We start from the raw sequence: 21,232 nt of genomic DNA on the forward strand, positions 1-21,232 counted from the left end.
CGATGCCTATGAAGTAGAATGTCTCCTGCAAAAAAAGCCGGCAATGCTGAAACATTACCGGCTCAATTGACATCTCCAATGCGGTCTTCATGATCCGGTCTCTTACACCGGGTATTCTTCAAAATGGCCATGGAGGAGGTTTGTAACTCTGATATGAAGAACACAAAACCTAATTCAAAATTATGCAAAAAAGCCGAAACATCGTCATGGTTCGGGCTCGTCTGGTGGCGGCCTCGATCGGGCAAATGATACTCGTCGTTCTGCTGATGGGCACCACCCAGGCAAAAGTTCCCGACAAACAGAATATCCTGAATCAACGTATATCGATAACAGTTACCGGAATGGCCCTGGATCAGGTGCTGGAAAAAATTGAAAAGCAGGTCAATGTAAGGTTCGTTTACAGTCACCAGATCATCGATGCCGACCGGAAAGTTTCGGTACAAAATGCCGATAGCCGTTTGGAGGCTGTTCTGAAAGGCATGCTGGAACCGCTGGGCATTACCTACAAATTATCGAGCCGGAACACGATCCTGCTCAAACGGGGTGCTGTTAAAAACCCTGATTCGAAAACATCGGACAAGGCAGATCATAAACTGTCGGGATCACTTCCGGACAGCAGCTTTGTAATCAAAGGCCAGGTTTTCGACAACCGCGAACCACCCGTTGCATTGCCGGGAGTTACGGTCCAGATCAAAAACACCACGCGCGGGGGCACTACAGACGTCAACGGGAATTTTGAAATCCCGGTGAGAAACGGCGAAGTGCTCGTCTTTACGTTCATTGGTCTGGATGCTAAAGAAATCGTAGTGTCGGGTTCGAAAAACCTGGTCGTGTCCCTGGCCGAGCAAAACACCGCCCTGAACGAGGTGGTCGTTACGGGTTATTCCGAGCAGAAAGCACGTAACCTGGCCAATGCCATCGGGAAGCTGGATGTGAAAGCAGCCGTTGCAAACAAGCCGATCACCCAGCTGTCACAGGCATTGCAGGGCGGCGTGACGGGGCTTACTGTCATGCAGGGGAGCGGTATGGCCGGCGAAGACCGTTCCAATATCCTGATCCGGGGCATTTCGACCATAGGCAACTCATCGCCCCTTGTCCTCGTCGATGGCGTTCCTTTCGATATTAATTCCGTCGATCCGACCACCGTCGAAAGCATTACAGTGCTGAAAGACGCAGCGGCGGCGTCCATTTATGGTGCACGTGCCGCAAACGGCGTGATTTTGGTGACCACCAAAAGGGGTATTCCAGGCAAGCTTGCAGTGACCTACGACGGTTACGGCGGCGTCCAGAATGCCACCTATCTTCCCAAATTCGTGGATGCGCCGAAATATATGACGATGGTCAACGAGGCATATGCCAACATCGGCGGCCTGGAACCTTACAGCGAAACTACCATTCAGAAGACGATCGAAGGCAGTGACCCGGTCAGCTATCCGAACACAAACTGGTCGGAACTGATGCTGAAAAAGAATCCGGTCATCCAGAGCCATTCCGTCAGCATTTCGGGAGGGAACGACCTGGCCCGTTTTGCCGTGAGCGGTAACTACCTGTATCAGGACGGGCTGACGTTCAAGCGCGATTATGAAAGGTTCTCGTTTCGAGCAAACACCGGGGTTACCCTTACCAAGAACGTTTCCATGCTGTTGGATCTCGTGGCTACCAGGGGCAGAAACCGCTCGGAACTGGTCAGGTTCGGGAATTCCCTGCACCTGGTTTACACCACACCGCCGAACATCGTCCCCAAATATCCGCTGAAAGACGACGGTTACCAGGCCTACGGAAATTTCGGGGAAATGATGAACCCGATGGCCGAGTTGGAAAGGGGAGGGTATGCACAGAACAAGTCCGACCAGATCAATATCAATTTTCAGCCGGTATGGCAGATTACCCCGGAACTGAAAGTAAGGGGGCAATACCTGTACCGCGTTAATTCGAATGGCTACCTGGACAACCGTAATTCCTACAACTTTCTGGATTATTACACCGGAAACCTGGTTTTTACGTATGGTAATTCCAAAGGTTCCAGTGTGGGCAGAAGCACCTACAACTACCTGTCTTCCAATCTGGAGTTTTCTCAGACCTACGGAAAGCATTTTGTATACGCGATCGGCGGACTCTCGCGGGAGGCGAACTTCATTTCCAATTTTGACCAGGCGAACCTGGCGTCCTATTTCGTCAAGTTCAATTATGTTTTCAATAATAAATACCTGCTCGAAAGCACGGTGCGGACGGACGGCTCTTCCAAATTTGGCCCAGGTCATAAATGGGGGACATTTCCCTCGGTGGCATTAGGGTGGAATGTTCATAATGAGGAGTTTATGAAGAATTTCAACTTCATCAGCAGCTTCAAACTGCGGGCTTCCTACGGCCTGATGGGCAATAACGGCAGAAACGATGATGTCAATGAGCTCTACCGCTACCAAAGTCTGATCAACGGCGGAAACGGAACGGAAACGTCGATCGGAAACCCGGAAATCACCTGGGAAACGGTCAAAATGCTGGATATCGGCACCGATATCAGATTATTTCAAAACCTGGGCCTGACGATCGACTGGTTCAGTAAAACAACGGACAACATTCTGCTCACACCGCCATTGTCGCTATCCTCCGGTGTTGCTACGCTCCCGATCAACTCCGGCTCGGTATCCAATAAAGGCTGGGAACTGATGCTTAATTATTCCAGGACATTTAACAGGGATTTCGAAATGAGCGCCAGTGCCGGCTATTCGTACTACACCAACAAAATCCTGTCACTCCGGGGCGGGCCATATATCGGAGGCAACGGGCTGGACATTAACGAGGTCGGTTACCCGGTGAACAGCTACTATTTGTACAAAACAGACGGCTTGCTGACCCAGGCCGATATTGATGGCGGGGCGACCCTTTTGCCGGGACAGCAGATCGGTGATATCAAATACCTCGATATCAACGGGGATAAAAACATAGACAAGGCCGACAAGGTAATATCCGGTAATCCCAATCCTCAGGGCAGCTATTTCGCCAACCTGAATTTTGCCTACAAAAGGTTTTCGCTGGAAACACAGGTTAATGGCTTTACCAAAAGTCTGGCCTATTACACCGGCCGGTACCAGACGCCACTGAATGTCACATCCAATTTTGACGGAGGAACGCCCATGCAATTTCAGACCGACTACTGGACCCCGCAAAATCCGGATGCGATGTTTCCAAGACTGGCCCCGGCACCGGGCAACAATGTTCTGCCAGCCAATTACTGGCTCACCAACGCCGCATTCCTGCGGGTGAAGTACATCCAGCTCGGTTACAACTTCAAGCCGGAGTTGGTGAGGAAAATGAGGATCAGCAATCTACGCGTATTTGTAAATGCCCAGAATGCGATCACGCTGAGCAAAATGAAATATTTCGACCCCGAGACGAGGGGAAGCGAAGCGAACTACCCGATGATGAAAGTCTTCACCGTTGGACTGAATGTCAAATTCTAAAACGCAACTGAACTATGAGAAGGACCTATATTTTATTGGCAACCCTGTTTTTCCTGAGTTCCTGCAATGATGAATTCCTGACCAGGGATCACCCGACCGCTACCACGGACGAGAATTTCTGGAATACGGAAGGAGAGATCAATACAGCGCTCAACGCGATCTACGACCAGGTACCGACGGGCCAGTTTCAGTACAGAAGAAATACCAGGATCACTTTCGAGGGCATGACCGATAATGCAGTCTGGTATGCCAATTTCTTCGGGGAGGTCAATACCATCGCCCTTGGAAATGCGAATTCGCAAATGCGGGGCGGCGACTGGTACGCGGTACAGCCGGTTTGGGAAGAAAACTACATCGCCATACGACGTGCCAACCGGTTTTTGGAACATGCCGGAAAAGCGTTGATAGAGCCGGGTTTAAAAAAGCGGTACTTCGCGGAGGCGCGCGCCCTCCGTGCCTGGCTTCACCTGGATTTGTTTTTGTATTATGGCGAAGTGCCGATCGTGACTACGGTCGTACTTCCTACCGAAACGGACCTGAAAAAGAATTCGAGGCAGGAAATTGTAGACTTTGTAGTCGCGGAACTCGATGCCGCCTCCGCGGATCTGCCGGCGACCTATCCAATCAACGATGTAAAGAGGATCACGAAAGGTGCCTGCTACACGATGAAGACAGTGGCATTGCTCAATAACCGCCAGTATGCCGAGGCAGCCGACGCAGCCAGGCGGGTCATCGACATGAACCTTTATAAACTGCATCCGAATTACCTGACTCTGTTCAATTATGAGGGCCAGGTCAATGAGGAGCGGATATTTATCAAACAAGCGGGAAACAACGACAGTTTTTACCGGAGCGCACCGGGCTACCTGGGCGGAAACGCCTGCCTGAACCCAACCGGGTCACTCGTGAATGCCTATGAAACCAGGCAGGGCAAAACACTCGCGGAACTTGGGGCAGACAGTGCGGATATTTACAAGCAGAATCCCAATTACAGATCTAACCGGGATCCCCGGATGGACGCCACCATCGCCTATCCGGGCTCGACCTATTACGGGAACCTGGATCCCTGGGACGATTCACCCAACAACCCCAACAGGCTGGCCGCCATTTATTCTTCCAAAACCGGTTATTGGCTCCGGAAATATGTCGATCTGGCGGACAAAGGAAAGGGAGGCTCGCTGGATTACATGGTGTACCGTTATGCAGACCTGCTGCTGATGTATGTGGAAGCTTTGGTGGAAAGCGGTAAATGGAATGACCCGGACGTGATCAAATACCTCAATCAGATCCGGAACCGGGCAAAAATGCCCAGTGTGAATGGAGCCGTTTATAATTCGGAAACCAGGATCAGGGAGCTTTACCAGCGTGAACGCCGCGTGGAGCTGGCCTTTGAAGGAAGCCGCCTGTTTGATATGAGGAGATGGAAAATCGGCGAAAAAGTGATGAACGGTGTTGTGGAAGGCGCGGTTAATCCCAAGACAAAAAAGCCGGTCAATGTTGAAACCCGGACATTTTCCATGAAAGATTACCTATGGCCCATTCCGGCCCGGGAAATGGAAGGAAACCCGAACATGACGCAAAACCCCGGTTATTAGCAGAAATAGGTGAAAGTAAAAAAGGGCCGTCCGTGGATCTGTTTCCAGCGGACGCCCTTTTTCGTAAGTAAAAGGCACAATAACAGCTTGTGTCCGGGATTAAGAAAGACCTTCCAATTGCCTGAATATCGGTATAAGCGCTTTTCCCTTGTCGGATAACCTGTATTCGATGTGCAGCGGTTTTTCTTTCACGATCGTTTTTTCGATCAGCTCCTGCTCTTCCAATTCCCTCAATGCGGTGGCGACGGACTGTTTGTTGGACCCGTCCAACTGGCGAAGCAATGCGTTGAAACGTACCGGTTTATGCAATGCCAGCCTGAAAATCTGTGCTTTCCATTTCCCTGACAATTGTTTCAAAACGGCTTCGGCCGGGCATTCATTGGGCTGGTCTTCCTGGTTTATCATGACGTGATCTGTAACTGACATCGGGTAGTCAGAAAAATCTGACTAATTGATTGATGATGAATGTAAAGCGAATTTTGTGGAAACATTCAATGCGTTTTCATTCTCAATCTATGGAAAATCAATTTAATAACCCGCTACTCTGCGACATTGAATCGGGAAGTTGTGAAATGCCGGGTTACACTTCGTCAACAGCAGACCGCCTCGTTCTGACCCATGAGAAGCCGCTTAAAATCATCTATTTCACCGATCCGATCTGCTCCTCGTGCTGGGGGATCGAGCCGCAGTTGCGTAAACTCAAACTTAACTACGGGCACCATTTCGATATCGAGTACCGCATGGGAGGCCTCCTTCCCGATTGGAGCTACAACAGCGGGGGCATCAGCAAGCCGTCCGATGTTGCGGGCCACTGGGACGAAGTAAGTCTTCATTACGATATGCCTATCGACGGCGATGTTTGGCTGGAAGACCCCCTGGACTCGTCTTATCCACCCTCGATCGCCTTCAAAGCCGCCCAGTTGCAGGGAGAGAAGCTGGCGCTGACCTTTCTCCGGGAAGTCCGGGAAATGGTTTTCCTGCAAAAAAAGAATATTGCCAAATGGGAGCACCTGTTGTCCGCCGCCAGAAAAACGGGCCTGGATACCGATCAGTTTGAAAAAGATTACAATGGTGCTGCTCCGGAGCTTTTCCGGCAAGATTTGGACCTGGCCGGGCAGTGGGGGGTAAGGGGGTTTCCTACACTGTTTTTCACCGACGCCGCGGGGACGCGGGAGCGTGTGTATGGAACAAAGCCTTATGCGGTATATGAAAATACTTTGCGCGGGCTGCTGCCCGCCGCCGCCCGGACATCCATCGACCCCGAATGGGAAAAGTTATTCGGGCAATTCCCGACGCTTACGTCCCGTGAATTTTCGGAGTTATCCCAAACGGAACGGGCCCAAAGCGAGGCGTTGCTGCAAACATTGACTGACGCAGGGCATCTAAGCAGACTGGTAACGAAGAACGGGAGCCTGTGGGTGAGGAAGTAGCGCTGCGTGATGGGCAGGCTGGTGAGCACCGGTGCAGTATTGCCGGTGCCTGATTTTATATAGAAGTTAAGTTGCTTTTTGGCTCATGAGGCGTGCCGCATCCCGGCAATCTCATGGGTCTTTTTATTGAGGTTCGCCGGTCCGGGCTTGCTTGCTCATATGCATTGATTTGTAGTATAAATTCTATATTATACGACAATTCATGTACCGGTTTACTGAGATATGCCAACTTCCGGATGACGACAGATCGGTAATAACCGGCAATGCGAATCGCGGCGTGTCCGATAGAGCGATCGAAGATAACTTTATCCGGTTTGAGGCCGTCTTACCCGTAACGCTCGTTTTGTTTCGGGTAAACAAGACAAGGATTTTTGCTTTCCCGCATGGATAACCGCCACTGAAACGAATAGCAACCGGATGATCGTTTCGTCCGTAAGACCAGTATATTTGTCACGATGTATGTAAACCCGCACCGTTGAGTTTGCATAGAAAAGCTGCTTTGTAGTTAAAATTTATTAGAATTATTACTACAATTTGCGTTATTTGTCGACTTTACTATTCTTATTTTTTTCAGGTAATGAACGTCCTTATAGTTGAAGATCACTTTCTGGTTCGGATGAGTATGAAAATTGTTCTGCAAGAGCTTTATAATCAGGCGACCATCGACGAGGCGGAGAGCTTTGATCAGGCGATGAACCGTATACAGGGCGGCCAGTATGATTTGATACTGCTCGATATCGACATACCCGGCAGCCAGGGTGCGGCTATGGTAGGGCGCATCAGGCAATTTCAATCGCAAACCCCGATTCTGATTTGCTCTGCGGCAGATGAACAACAAAACGCTTTGCACTTCATTTCCGCAGGGGCAAACGGCTTTCTTCCAAAAACTGCCGAAAAGGCGGAGACGATTAAAGCGATCGCGACCGTCGTCAAAAAAAGCCGCTATGTAAGTCAGGCCGTACAGGAGCGACTACTCGATGTGACTTTCGGCAAACAGACGCAGAAGCCTTTCGGGGCTCATAGCCTTTCAGGTCGGGAGCGAGAGATCACCGAACTGCTGATCGCCGGAAAGTGGGTAAAGGAAATTGCTGCTCAGCTGGATATCCAATCCAATACAGTTAGTACCTACAAGGCCCGCATCTTTGAGAAAATGGGCGTAAACAATTTGGTGGATCTGGCTAGAAAAATCAGGGAGCCTGGATCGTTGTAGCACCTGTGCTTTCCGGGTTCGACGAGAATGCGTGGAAGACGATCGTTACCCGTGTTCCCTGGTTTAGCCGCTCAATCCATATGTTTTCGGCTACTGCGGGAGCCAATTCCTTCACCATAGCCAGTCCGATTCCTCCATGGGAAGTCGCCTCCGGCAGTGCAGGGCCGGTTTTGAACCATTCGATAAGCTCCCGGGGAATACCCCGCCCGGAATCTTCGATTATCAGCCGCAATCGATCGTCTTCTTTTGTAACGTAAGCCTTTATTAAACCGCTGTCGGTGAATTTGTTGGCATTGTCGATGAGATTGTGGACAATTATTTTCAGCAGCTGCGCATTGGTCACAACGAAAGAGTCGACAGGGACCAGGTTTAGAAATGTATTGGCGTTGATTCTGGTGTTTTTCCCATACAATTGCATATTCTCTTCCAGCAGATCATACAGGGCAATTTTTTCCGCTTTTGGTTCATATTTGTAAACCTGGATTTTAACGTACGCTAACAATTCTTCCAAAGAACCCTTCACACGCCTGATCGCATCTGCAATGTTTTTGCCAAAAAGAGACACCATGTCGTACTGCCCCCGCTCGATCATTTTCTGCATTTCATCGGAAACAATAATGGCCGCTCCCAAAGGCGACCGCACGTCATGCGCAATCGAGGCCATGAGCCTCGATTGAAGATGCATTTGGCTCAGCAGCTCATTCTGCGATGTTTCGAGGTCGCGCAGGGTGACCTGCAATTGACTGGTTCGCTCGCCGACCTGCAGTTCCAGCAGTCTGTTTCTTTGTTGAATGGCCCGGATCCTGTATTTTGAATATACCAGAGAGGAAATAATGAACGTGAATAGCGCCAGGAGATAAAACCACCAGGTCTGAAACCAAAGCGGAGGAACATCTATGTCGACGGTTTCAAAGCCATAATTGCCTGTTCCGAAACCATTCATTTTTCGGACGTATAAAGTATAGCGGCCTTTGCTTAATGTCGAAATGGTGATTGTCGCCGTATTCGCTGTTGTAACATCCACCGTCAGCCAATCTGATGAAGTGGGCGTTTTGCCTTTCTCCTCAAGTGCATACGAAAACTCCACATTATTCTGGTTCCCGAAAAAGGGGGTGCTGAACTGTAATTTCAGCTGTTTTTGACTTTGCGGAAAGATGACCTGTTTCTGTCCGGCTGGCACGATCTTCCGGTCGATCTCAATCTGATCGATCAGGATTTTTTTATCGGGTACTTCGGCGGTTGTTCTCTCGGGCTTAAACCATATCAAGCCGTTCATCGAAGGAAGAGAGACAAATCCTGAGGGCAATCGCAGCGCGCAAGGCTGGCAGCCCCCGTTGAACTCATTGGTGTTGAAGCCGTCGGTTTTGGAATAAAGATGATAATATAGCTCTCTGGGCTTTTCCGCATATTCCAAAAGGTCTTTCTTCAGAATCTGGAATAATCCTCGGTTGGTCGTAATCCAAAAAAATCCCTTGCTGTCTTCAATAATGCAGTGTGCATTGGCGAGATAGCTCTTTGCGTCGAATGGGAAGTGGGTGAGTTTCCTGTTTTTGAGCAGATAAAAGCCATTTTTGTAGGTAGTAATCCAGGTCTCAGCCCCGTCCGGGGATATGTGCAGGCTTCGGATGTACAGGCCTTCGAGACCCTTGATTTTAGACACGGAGCTGGTTTTTCGTGCAATGTAAAATAGCCCGTGACCGGTGCCGACCGAAATCGTACCGGACGGCTGTTCGGCGATGTATGATATATTGGTTAATGGCCCCTTCAAAAACAAAACCGGGCTGCTATGATCTGCAAAAGGTGTTTTCAGAAAGAATAACCCCGAATAGGTGGTTGCAATCCAGATGGTTTTGTCGGCACCCTGGTAGAGCTGGCTGATTTCTGAGGGCAGTGTCCAGGAAAACTTCATCCGGGATCCATCCCGTTCGATCACCATCAATTTGTTCTGATGCTTGCACCAAATGTAACCTTCTCCGTCGACCAGGATGCTGGATTTGTCCCAGAACACTTGGTTTGTTACCAGCGTCAGTTGCCTGGCTGATGCTTTACCGGTGGCCCCGTCCATAGAGTAGGCAATGCCCTGGCTGGACAAAACGCTGTTTGTACCCATCGGAGCCTGACCATAGTAAACCTGGTCAGCACCCGGAAAATTTTTTGCTAAGGAAAGGAATTTGTTTTTGGTGAACACTAAAAGGCCATTTAACTGACTGCCCAGAAAAATTCGCCCGGTCTTTTGATTATAATAGATTGCTCTGATTTCCTCTTTTTGAAAGTTGAAATTTTGCAGGATCAGTTCCGACGTAAGGTCACCATTTGCTTCGGGCTTCATATGGTAAAGCGATTGGCCGGCCACGATAAACGTCTGGTTCATTGCATTGTTCCAAAAAACCGCTACATCTTTTGATTGTTGGTAGAAGGGGTTCCCGATCAGTTCGCCTTTGATATGCGCCTGTTCAGCGCTAAACGGTACGGGGCCGGCCGGAAACCTTGTTAGTTTGCCATTCTCGAAATGATATAAGTTATTGTTAAGCCGAAAAAACTGCCAAATGCTCTTGCCGGCCCAATTGAGCCGTCCCATTTTCTTTTTTTTATCGTAGTAATCGAGCGTCTGTTGATTATAGACGAAAAAACGGTCCGCACCGGCGGGGACGACATAAAAGTTGCGGTACGGGTTGCCATAGACAAGGGTTGGCAATCGCTCGGATACATATCCGGTACCCTTTCTGGGATAGGGAAATGGTTGAGTTTTTAGCTTTTCGAATAGCGATGTGTCAATCACAGCGCGCCCCTGATCAATGTGAATGAAGTTTTGATCCTGGTTCATGGCAAAAAAGCCGGTCGCTTGCGGCCTTGGATCAATATGAAACGAGCGAATAATTGCTGCCTCAAAGGTCTTGCCGAAATTGTCAAAGACCTTAAAATTTTTACCGTCAAACCGGACCAGGCCCCGCTCCGTGGCAAGCCATATGAATCCCAGTTCGTCCTCCGCTATGGAGTATACGCTGTTTTGAGGCAAGCCATCCTCATCGGTATAATGCTCTGAATGAAAATCGGGTAAAGCATGTGGGTTTACTTTTTGTGGCCAGACATGCTGAGTTCCCGCCAGTATGAAAAATGGGATAAGAAAAGCAAGAACAATGCGTGTACTCATTTTAAAGAAGGCAAATGCCGGACTAACGGAGTGTCAATTTAGAAATTATTCTATATTTTTCGTTCTTATAGAATTACTTCTACTCTAATATTGGAGGTTTGATGCAACCTTTAGCCCGGAACGATGAGCCTGCCCCGAGGGCCGGTACATTGCAAAAAATGGTTGTCAATTTTTCGGTTGTCCTGCGCGAGTACTGTTGGTAATTTTGGGCAGTCAACACTAAAATCAATATCATGAATCTCTCAGCCGATCAGATGTATCAGGCCATTATCGAAAAAGACACCCGGTTCGAAGGTGTTTTTTTTACCGCAGTGAAAACAACGGGCATCTTCTGCCGCCCGACTTGTAGCGCCCGGAAGCCGAAACAGGAAAACGTCGAGTTTTTTACTTCGTCCAAGGAAGCCTTTGCAAAGGGATACAGGCCTTGCAAGGTTTGCAGGCCATTGGAGAATCTCAATCAAACCCCGGAGGCCATCAGGCTTTTAATGGACGAGTTGTTCGAAGACCCCTCGATTAAGTTCAGGGACGCGGATCTGTTGCGCAGGGGACTCGAACCGAATGCCGTCAGAAGATGGTTCCTGAAAAACCACCAGATGACATTTCAGGCATACCAGCGGATGTTCCGAATCAATTCCGCCTTCAAAAATATCCAGCAGGGTGCTACGGTAACTTCTGCGGCTTTTGACTCGGGATTTGAGTCGCTCAGTGGTTTTAGCGATTCATACAAAAGCATTTTTGGGTTTTCTCCTGCCAAAGGGAAAACGCAGCAGGTAATCGATCTGAGGAGACTGGAAACACCGCTCGGAACCATGTTTGCCTGTGCAGTGAAGGAAGGCATCTGTCTTCTGGAATTCACGGACAGGAAGATGTTGGAAACCGAGTTCAAAATGTTGTCCAAAGCATTGAATGCAACCATCATGCAAGGCAAAAACGACCATTTTCTGATATTGGAGCAGCAACTCGGAGAATATTTCGCCGGCGAACGAAAATCCTTTACGGTACCGTTGGTCACACCAGGGTCTGATTTCCAGAATCTGGTCTGGAAGACGTTACGGGAAGTCCCTTACGGAGAGACCAGGAGCTACCGGCAGCAGGCGCTCGCCATTGCACGTCCCGGGGCAGTACGGGCCGTGGCTAATGCGAACGGCATGAATAAAATCTCCATACTGGTCCCTTGCCACCGGGTAATTGGAACCGATGGCAGCCTGACTGGCTATGGCGGTGGCTTGTGGCGCAAGCAGTGGCTGCTTAACCTGGAAAATACCCACAAATAGTCTTCCCATCCTGTCCGTCTTTCAATCCCGAGTTCCATGAATAACGCCTATTCAAGGTGGCTGGTGTTGTGTGTTATCCTGACAGCACCGCTGCTCTATGTCATCGATATCTTTATCATCAACATGGCCATTCCGGTCATTAAGCTGAAATTAAATGCGAGCCAGAGCGATGTACAGCTGGTGATTGCGGGCTACCTGCTTGGAAGCGCCTGTTTCCTGATCCCGGCTGCCAGGGCAGGGGATTTCCTGGGCAGAAAGAAAGTCTTTTTCCGGGGTATGTTCTTCTTTACCCTCACTTCCTGTTTTTGCGGTTTGGCCTCGTCTCCGCTACAATTGAATATCGCCCGTTTTTTTCAGGGCGCCAGTTCGGCATTGATGGTCACACAATCGCTGTCGCTGATCCAGGAACTGTTTCCGCAGGCGCAGGAACGGGCGAAGGCAATTGGCTGGTATGGCATTACGCTGAGTATCGCGGCTATTATCGGACAAATCCTTGGGGGATACCTGGCCGAAATGGATGGTGCTGTCGCGGGTTGGCGGCTGATTTTTTTCATCAATGTGCCTGTCGGGCTCGCCTCACTATGGGCGATTCGCAAGTATATTACAGAAACTCCGCGCCGGGATTCGGCGAAATTTGATCTGCCTGGTGCCGGTATACTCACACTGGGGCTGGGAGGGTTAATTTACGCATTAACCGCGGGTCGGGAAGCCGGTTGGCCTCTATGGAGCAGCCTGCTTGCCCTGGCCGGCGCCATTTTGCTGATATTTTTCTTCCGGCATCAGAAACGGCAGACAGACCGGAACGAAATACCGCTGATGGATGTGCGTATTTTCCGGCAACGCAGTTTCATTGTGGGTCTGACGGCTGTATTGTTCCATTTTATGCTGCACACCGCCTACCTGCTGATGATTGCCGTATATCTGCAATCGGGCAAAGGTATTTCGCCGCTTCGCTGCGGGATATACTTCCTGCCGCATGCCATGCTCTTCATGCTGTCGTCGTACATGGCTTCGAAATTGCTGGTAAAATTCGGAAAGAATATCCTGCTGCTGGGTCTGGGGTTCATTTTGATATCCTTTGTCCTCCATGTTCTGCTTCTGGATCGGACGGCGGGTACCTTCACCGTCATTGCGCTCATTGGCCTGTACGGCTTCGGCAATGGTGCGGTGCTGCCCTTTCTCCTCAACATGGTATTAGACAATGTGCCAACCCGCGACGCCGGAATCGCGTCCGGTATTTTCTCCACTTTTCAGCAAATAGCCTCCGCTATGGGAATCGGGCTCATCGGCGGTGTGTTCTACAACAGCCTTCACGGGTTTTCTTTTGAAGCGTATCAATATGCATTACAAAACGGATTGCTGGCCGGAATGGGATGTTTGTTGGTGGTAGCGGTTATGCTGTGTATGGTCGGTAGCGGAGCTGGCCGGTCCGTTTTGCCTGAGGCAGATCTCGTCAATCCCGGGTAGTGCGTTTTCCGGCGGACCCGCTATCCCGGACGCGCACGTTCATGCCTTGTTGAACGGAATTCACAGCCGGCCCGGCAGCATTCACATTCCTTTCTTTACTGCATTTCCGAAAACAGTTTTTTTGTCGTTATAACTTCGACAACATGAAAAACGCAATTTTGTTTCTTTGGGCCGCGATCGCGGCATTTACTCCGGCACGGGCGCAAATCAATTGGGCCGACTATTACCAAAGCTTTCCGGTCGGAATCCGGGAAACTCCTTCCGCCGTCGCCCTGATATTGGCCATTCGCAAAGAGAATGAAGCATTCAGGGAAATAGTTGGGAAAAGCAGGCATTTGGATACATTGGAGAAAAACCCGGACTTTCGACGGTTACGACCGCACGGAATGATAGCCCGCACCACTTTTGACACGACCAGCGCCCAGTTCTTTCTGCACGGAGTGAATCCGCAAAATGCCCGCGCATACCAGTTCCGGGTTACAGAATATCCCGGCAACCGGATTGTGGTGCCCTGGAATGAAATCCATGTATTTACGGATTCGGTACTGATCAGGAGTTCAGGTTTTCCGAAAATGGCCTATTTGGGAGGCTATAAAACCAGGCTGGGCTCCGTGCTGATCGTGGATGTCAGGAAAGTGGAGAGCAACCGTATCGTGGCCACTTCGCTGGTTGCCTGGGAGCCGGTCAAGCCGGAGATTTCGAGCATCTATACGTCCGAAACCTTAGATGAATTTTTTCGACAATTACAATCTTCATGGCTGCCCGATAAACAATCCGTAGGCAGTTTCCCGTCGCTTTTTACAGTCCCGTCCACCAATACCAATCTGATCTTTGCATTGCAAAATGGCGTGTTCAGTAAAAATCAGATCGAATACCAGCTGATCCGTGACGGGCGTGTTTATGCAGACTGGCGATCCAATGCGTATGACGGTAATTTTGTTTGGATCAAGGATTCACCGCCAGGTAGTTATGTCATCAGAATCCGGTATTCGGTTCAGCCGCAGCATGTCACAGAATACCCATTTAAAATTGCTGCGGTCTGGTACCGGACCATGCTGTTCCGCATTGTAGTCGGTATTCTGGTAGCCGGCTTATTAGTTTTGTCGATACTATTGAACCGGCAGCGAAGGAAAACCCGGGATGAGGAGACGAACAGGACGAGGTTACAACTGGAATTGAAGGCAATTTATGCACAGCTCAATCCGCATTTCATCTTCAATGCGCTGAGCTCGATTCAGGGGCTTATCAATCAGCAGGATATCAAAGGGGCCAATAGTTACCTGTCCGATTTTGCCCGGCTAACCAGGGAATCGCTCCTGCACAGCCAGAAAAGCGAGATTGCCCTCCACGAGGAAATTCAGACTTTAAATACGTATTTGAAGTTGGAAAAACTGAGATTTGGCTTTGAATACCACATTTCGGTTGATCCGACTATCAATGCGTACGAAACCAACATTCCCGCTTTGCTTTTACAGCCGCTGGTCGAAAATGCGGTTAAACATGGCGTGGCTTCATTGGGCGGGAAGGGGAAAATCGAATTGACGGTGAGCCGGTCCAACCAGATGATGATCGTGACGCTCACCGATAATGGGAAGGGCATGGCAACCGAGCAGCCGGCCGCCGGTATGGGACTGAAACTAACCACGGATCGCATCGCACTATTGAACCAACTGCATCACGGATGGCAGCTGACCCTGGCCATTCACAAAGCAATGCCGACAGGCGCTCAAATTATTCTGACATTTAATCATTGGTTTTGATGAAAGCATTGTTGATCGATGACGAACAACCTAACCTGGATAATCTTCGGATCCTGCTTGAAACCTATTGTCCGCAAGTGGAGATTTGCGGGACCGCCCTGGATACCCGGGTGGCAACCGGCTTGCTGTACGGTCATCAGCCTGATCTGGTGTTTCTGGATATTCAAATGCCCCGGCAAAATGGATTTGACTGGTTGCGCAGTCTGCCGGATTACCATTTTGAAGTTATTTTTGTAACCGCCTATGACCAGTATGCCATCCAGGCGCTCCGGTTTGCTGCGGTTGACTACCTGTTGAAACCCGTTGCGATCGATGAATTGCAGGATGCTGTCGAAAGAGCCCGTCGGCAGCATCTTCTCAAAGAGCAAAATCAGTTGCTCGGGAACCTGATGCATTTTTTAAAAGACTCTTCCAGGCCGGCTGAACAGCGAATAGCGTTATCGACGGCCAAAGAGACGCATTTTGTGAAGACCAGCGAAATCGTCCGGTGCGAGTCTGCGAACAATTACACCACTTTTCACCTGATCAGCGGAGAAGCTTTGCTCGTTTGCAAGCCCATTTTTTTGTATAATGATTTGCTGGTGCCTTATGGATTTGTCCGATGTCATCAATCTCACCTCGTCAATAAAGCTTTTATCAAAAGCTGGAAAAAAGAGTATGGCGACTTTTTGTTGTTATCCAATGGCTCCGAAGTGCCTATCTCCCGCGGTAAGAAGGAAGAATTAAAAAAGGCCCTGGACTTTTGAATGATCGTAAGTTCGGTGTGCTGCTGCTACATTAAAACCAGAAGCAAGCATTTGACGCTTGCTTCTGAGGGATTACTTCGAAATCATTTTACCGGAGACTTCCCTGGCTAGTTGACCTGCTTGCGAAGGTACTTGGTCAGGATCACGATCACCTGGCCGTCTATCTTGCCCTCGATTTGGTCAGTATTGGCTTCCACTATCTTTATATTCTTGACCACGGTGCCCATTCTGGCGTTGATCGAGCTTCCTTTGACGTCGAGTGATTTGGTAAGAACAACCGTATCGCCGTTTTCAAGAATGTTCCCATTCACGTCCCGGTGAAATACTGCGGCTGCGCTTTCTTCATGATCGCCGGTCGCTTCGGCCCATTGTTTCGCGGAATCATCCAGGTACATCATGTCGAGGTTATCCGCCGCCCACGTCTCGCTTTTCATGCGGCTGAGCATCCGCCAGGACACTACCTGCACGGCCGGGATTTCGCTCCACATGGCATCAGAAAGAAAATGCCAGTAACCACTGTCCATCGGCTCCCGTTTTTCGATTTGGTCCAGGCACCGCTTACAAACCACGATTTCATCATTCGGATGACCCGCCGGGGGGACTTCGTAAACCGATACGTTTTGATCTGATTTGCATAGCTCGCAGGCGCCGCTGCTTCTTTCTGCTAGTATTTGATTCATAGTTATAAGGTATTGCAAAGCGACAAAGATAGGTGGCGCTACACATTTGAAGGGTAGCTTGCTAGTTATCTCGTCAATATATTTATAGTTAATCCTCTTATTTTATCATTGTTCCGATGGTTCGTTTCTGCTTCATTAAAATCATCCTGGCCATTTCATTAATCCTGGTGGAATCCGGTTTTTTTGCGCAGGCGCAGAATTTGCGTTTCAACCATTTGACCATTGAAGAGAATCTGTCCCAAAGCAGTGTCTATGCGATCACACAGGATGTGCGGGGATTCATGTGGTTTGGTACCCGTGACGGTCTCAATCGTTACGATTCGCGGAATATCGTGGTGTATAAAAAGCAACCCGACGACAAAGGTTCCCTTTCCTCCAACTCTGTCAATGCGTTGCTGACCGACCGGAAGGGCCGTTTATGGGTAGGTACGAACGGAGGGCTCAACCTGTATGATGCGTTAAAGGATCGGTTTGTCAGGATCGTAAAGGATAGCACCGACCCGCAATCTTTATCCAATAACAATGTGTCATCACTGCTGATGGATTCTTACGGTGATCTGTGGGTAGGTACGCGGCAGGGTCTGAACCGCATGCAGAATGCGAAGAGGGTTCAATTCGAGCGGTTGATGAAGAGCAAGTCGCTACAGGGTAGTTTACCTTATTATGATGTTAAAACGATATTTGAAGACGGCGACAAAACGCTTTGGATCGGGACTACTGTTGGGATCACCCGGATCACGCGCGCTGCCGGAGGGAAGTTTGCCGAAAAACATTACTTTCTGGAAAAGAATGACTCACTATGGCACCATAGTTCCAATTGGGTAAATTCTATTGCCGAAGACAAGAATGGGAGGCTTTGGATCGGTACCGAAAAAAAGGGTATTGCGGTTTTTGATAAACACAAGGAAAAAGTCATCACATGGCGTCCCATTGCGTCATTGAATACGGAATCGCTGTCGGTCAGAATGATCAAGCCAGATAGACAAGGGAATTTTTGGGTGGGCTGTATGTCGGGGTTGTTCATTGTTTCTCAGGACGGCCAGCATTTTACACACCATACCAATTCACCCGAGCAAACCGGCTCATTGAGCGATAATTCGGTAAGGTCTGTCTTTATGAACCGGGAGGGGACATTTTGGGTGGGGACCTACTATGGAGGGGTGAATTATCACAATACCCTGTCGGGGCAGTTCGGTGCTTTGCGGCTGGCAGACCGGCATGGCAGGAAACCCTTTAAGATTGCCGGGCCGATGGTAGCAGCCACCGAAGGCAACCTCTGGCTCGGCACGGATGACAACGGCCTTTTCCTGGTCGATAAGGACCAAAAGGTAGTCCGTCATTACCAGGATCACGGCGCCAAAGATCAGCGGCTTTCCAGCGAGAAGATCAAATGCCTGCTGAATGACGGCAGCAATGGCCTGTGGATCGGAACGATCAAGGGATTGAATTACCTGGATATCGAGAAGAATCGTATTACCCAATACCTGAATGTCCCGAACGACGCCACATCCATCCCCGACGACCGGATATACGATCTGGTGAGGGACATGGAAGGAAATCTCTGGATAGCCACCTACCACGGAGGCCTTTGCCGGTTTGATCCCCAAAGCAAAAAGTTTACCCAGTACAAATTCGCAAATGGCTCGGCTGCCGGGTTACTTTCCAATAGCGCCACATCCCTGTTGCTGGACTCGAAAAAGCGGATCTGGATCGGCACCACCAAAGGGTTGGCGCAAAAACTGGGCGACAAAGGTGGTTTTGTTCATTACACGCACAGTTCCAAATCGCCGGAATCTATCAGCGGAAATTATGTTACCACGCTGTTTGAAGACAGTAAAAAGCGGCTCTGGATCGGGACAAGGGGTTCGGGGCTCAACCTTTTCAATCCTGAAAAAGGCACCTTTAAGTATTATGATGAGCGCTCGGGATTACCTGGGAACACCATCCAGGGGATACGGGAGGATACGCGGGGGGATTTATGGATCAGCACTGAAAACGGATTGTCCAGGTTCGATACCGGAAAGGGCTCGTTCATTAACTACGACAAAAATGACGGGCTGGTGTGCAAGGAGTTTATTTCCAACTCCATTTTCAGAAATAAGGACGGGATACTCTATTTCGGGGGATTTAACGGCATTGCGGTGTTTCATCCCGATAGCATCCGCGCCAACCCGCATGTACCCGCGCTGGTGTTTACCGGATTGAAATTATTCAATAAAAACGTAACCGCCGGTTCGGGCGATGAGGTGCTGGCAAACAGTATTTCCTATACGGACCACATCACGCTCAATCACCGCCAGAACGTCTTTTCAATAGAATTCGCGGCGCTGAACTATATCGACGCGCTCAAAAACCGGTATGCCTACCAGTTGTTGGGATTTGATAAGGAATGGAATGTTGTGACCGAGCCGGTAGCCACTTACATGAACCTGGAACCGGGTGACTACACCTTGCTGGTAAAGGGTGCAAACAACAACGGACTGTGGAATTCGAGCCCTTTGCAGCTGAAAATCACCGTTCTGGCACCGCCATGGAAAACGAACTGGGCTTATCTGGCGTATGCGGTTGTTTTTCTGGCATTGCTTTACACCTGGGCAAAGTTCAATAAAATCAGGGTGCAGCTAGCCCACGAACTTCAGTTGGAACATCTGGAAAAAAAGCGCAGGAATGAGCTACACCAGACCAAAATCAATTTCTTCACCAATATCATCCACGAGATCCGAACGCCTCTGACCCTGATTATGGGGCCGATGGGGGAACTGACGGAGGGATTCGGTGAAAATCCGGTCGTGCGCAAGCAGCTGAATGTCATGAAAGAGAGCACAAACCGCCTATTGCGCCTGGTTGATCAACTGCTTGATTTTCAAAAACATGAAATCGGAAATGTGTGTCTTAAAGTGCAAATGCACGACCTGAACGGCTGGCTTCAAAAAACCTGCGACTCATTCCACAGCTTTGCGGCATTGCGTGGAATCCTGCTGCATTTCGAACCTGCGCCCGGTGAACCAGGTCTGTGGTTTGACTCCGGTGAAATGGAGAAAGTATTTCATAACCTGCTTGCGAATGCAGTGAAATTCACTCCCGCGGGAGGAAAAATCGCCATCAGCACCCGGATTGCGGACGATCAGCCGGCCATGTTACAGATCGTCGTGGAAGATGACGGAATAGGCATTGCCGCCGATGACCTCGACAAGATCTTTCACCGGTTCTATCAGGCCGACAATCCCGGCAGGCACGAATCGGGATTTGGAATCGGGCTTGCACTGAGCAAAAATATCGTGGAGCTACACCATGGCACCATTCTGGCAGAAAGCCGGGAATCGGCGCGGGGTGTCGGCGGATTCACCCGTTTCATCATCTCGCTGCCCATGGGAAGCGGGGTTTATTCGCAGGAGGAAATAGCCGTATCCGGATCGGAACCTCAATATACCGGCAAGCCGGACCACGCTCTGCGAGGCGAGTTTGCCGTGCAGCTGAACGGCGAGACGTACAAAAGGAAAGCGGACTCCCATAAGCCGCTGGTCATGGTCGTGGAAGACCAGGAAGACCTCCGGGCCTATCTGAAAGATCTTCTGCTGCCCCATTATCAGATCGTGGAAGCCCAGAATGGCTCCGTGGCGTGGGAGGAAGCGACAAGGATATTGCCCGATCTGATCATCAGCGATGTGGCGATGCCTGTAATGGATGGGGTCGCATTCACGCGGTTGCTCAAAAGAGACCAGCGGACCAGCCATATCCCTGTTATTCTACTCACTGCGCGGGACACCGTCGCGCATCAGGTGGCCGGGCTCGAAACAGGAGCGGACGACTACCTGACCAAACCTTTTTACCCGAAACTGCTCCTCACACGTGTGCAGAACCTGCTGCGGTCGCGGGAAGAGCTGAAAGAGAAATTTAAACAAAAAATAAGCATGGAGCCGGTAGTGCGGGAGACTGCACATCCGGATGAAGTATTTCTGAACCGCCTCATGGCCCTCATTGAAGACAACCTCGGGAACCCGGATTTCAACCTGGCCGGGATGGTCAGCGAAATCGGCATGAGCAGACCTGTCCTTTTCAGAAAGATCAAAATGCTCACCGGGTACAGCATCATGGATCTGGTACGTTCTATCCGGCTCAAAAAAGCGGAGGTCCTGTTGCAGCAAAAAAAGATGAGTATCTCCGAAGTCGCATTCACAGTCGGGTTCAGCGACCCCAAGCATTTCAGCAAAACCTTCCGGAGCCAGTTCGGTAAATCCCCCAGTGCATACATCCACGCATCCGAACCGGAGAATTGAGTCACTAATCAGGCATTAATCCGCAAAAAATCCCTTTCCGAGCATTTCTTCCACCTAATTGAACCTTTCTTCCACCCCAAAAAGGGAGGTCAGGCAGTAAAATTGTATTGAAATTTTGCTGCAAAAAATATTGAAAAACAAAGACAGTCGGAGGGTTATCAAAATGAAACTGGTGGAAGCC

At 49.7% G+C, this 21,232-nt stretch carries 12 protein-coding genes; 9 read left to right on the forward strand and 3 right to left on the reverse strand.

From position 1 onward, the window contains the following. The first annotated feature begins 182 nt into the window (after positions 1 to 182). The gene (locus tag BP71_RS00965) at positions 183 to 3,461 is read left to right on the forward strand and encodes a TonB-dependent receptor (RefSeq protein ID WP_496375647.1); all 3,279 of its coding nucleotides are present in this window, start codon (positions 183 to 185) and stop codon (positions 3,459 to 3,461) included. Positions 3,462 to 3,475: 14 nt separating this feature from the next. Continuing rightward, entirely contained in the window at positions 3,476 to 5,056 is a 1,581-nt protein-coding gene (locus tag BP71_RS00970; protein WP_496375649.1) for a RagB/SusD family nutrient uptake outer membrane protein, read from the forward strand. Between the two features lie 99 nt (positions 5,057 to 5,155). Here the strand turns inward: BP71_RS00970 and BP71_RS00975 are convergent, their stop codons facing one another. After that, positions 5,156 to 5,461, reverse strand: a complete 306-nt coding sequence (locus tag BP71_RS00975; RefSeq protein WP_496375651.1) for a winged helix-turn-helix transcriptional regulator — start codon at positions 5,459 to 5,461, stop codon at positions 5,156 to 5,158. A 110-nt stretch (positions 5,462 to 5,571) separates the two neighbouring features. Here BP71_RS00975 and BP71_RS00980 point away from each other — a divergent pair, with 110 nt between their 5' ends. Beyond that, positions 5,572 to 6,486 (forward strand): ClpXP adapter SpxH family protein, encoded by a 915-nt coding sequence (locus tag BP71_RS00980; protein ID WP_496375653.1) that lies wholly within the window; start codon positions 5,572 to 5,574, stop codon positions 6,484 to 6,486. A 577-nt stretch (positions 6,487 to 7,063) separates the two neighbouring features. Then, positions 7,064 to 7,696: a response regulator gene (locus BP71_RS00985; RefSeq protein WP_496375655.1), complete on the forward strand. Its 633-nt coding sequence runs from the start codon at positions 7,064 to 7,066 to the stop codon at positions 7,694 to 7,696. On the opposite strand, the gene BP71_RS00990 is transcribed toward BP71_RS00985, so the two are convergent. Further along, positions 7,674 to 10,847, reverse strand: a complete 3,174-nt coding sequence (locus tag BP71_RS00990; protein ID WP_496375657.1) for a ligand-binding sensor domain-containing protein — start codon at positions 10,845 to 10,847, stop codon at positions 7,674 to 7,676. The two genes, BP71_RS00985 and BP71_RS00990, sit on opposite strands and share 23 nt — an antisense overlap. Positions 10,848 to 11,080: 233 nt before the next feature. On the opposite strand from BP71_RS00990, the gene BP71_RS00995 reads away from it, so the two are divergent. The 4 genes from BP71_RS00995 (at position 11,081) to BP71_RS01010 (ending at position 16,094) form a co-directional block, all read left to right on the forward strand. Beyond that, positions 11,081 to 12,121, forward strand: coding sequence for a bifunctional transcriptional activator/DNA repair enzyme AdaA (locus BP71_RS00995; protein ID WP_496375659.1), 1,041 nt, complete (start codon positions 11,081 to 11,083; stop codon positions 12,119 to 12,121). 36 nt (positions 12,122 to 12,157) lie between these two features. Next, a complete protein-coding gene (locus BP71_RS01000; protein ID WP_496375661.1) occupies positions 12,158 to 13,588 on the forward strand; it encodes an MFS transporter in 1,431 nt (476 codons plus the stop codon). Positions 13,589 to 13,731: 143 nt separating this feature from the next. Beyond that, on the forward strand, positions 13,732 to 15,348 hold the full coding sequence (locus BP71_RS01005) for a sensor histidine kinase (RefSeq protein WP_496375663.1): 1,617 nt from the start codon (positions 13,732 to 13,734) through the stop codon (positions 15,346 to 15,348). Further along, a complete protein-coding gene (locus BP71_RS01010) occupies positions 15,348 to 16,094 on the forward strand; it encodes a LytR/AlgR family response regulator transcription factor (protein ID WP_496375665.1) in 747 nt (248 codons plus the stop codon). Before BP71_RS01005 ends, BP71_RS01010 begins: the two co-directional genes overlap by 1 nt. A gap of 107 nt (positions 16,095 to 16,201) precedes the next feature. Here BP71_RS01010 and BP71_RS01015 read toward each other — a convergent pair whose 3' ends face one another. Next, on the reverse strand, positions 16,202 to 16,774 hold the full coding sequence (locus tag BP71_RS01015) for a PhnA domain-containing protein (RefSeq protein WP_496375667.1): 573 nt from the start codon (positions 16,772 to 16,774) through the stop codon (positions 16,202 to 16,204). A 116-nt stretch (positions 16,775 to 16,890) separates the two neighbouring features. On the opposite strand from BP71_RS01015, the gene BP71_RS01020 reads away from it, so the two are divergent. Then, positions 16,891 to 21,051: a hybrid sensor histidine kinase/response regulator transcription factor gene (locus tag BP71_RS01020; protein ID WP_496375668.1), complete on the forward strand. Its 4,161-nt coding sequence runs from the start codon at positions 16,891 to 16,893 to the stop codon at positions 21,049 to 21,051. Positions 21,052 to 21,232: the final 181 nt, after the last annotated feature.

The sequence above is a fragment of the Dyadobacter ginsengisoli DSM 21015 genome (assembly GCF_059568735.1).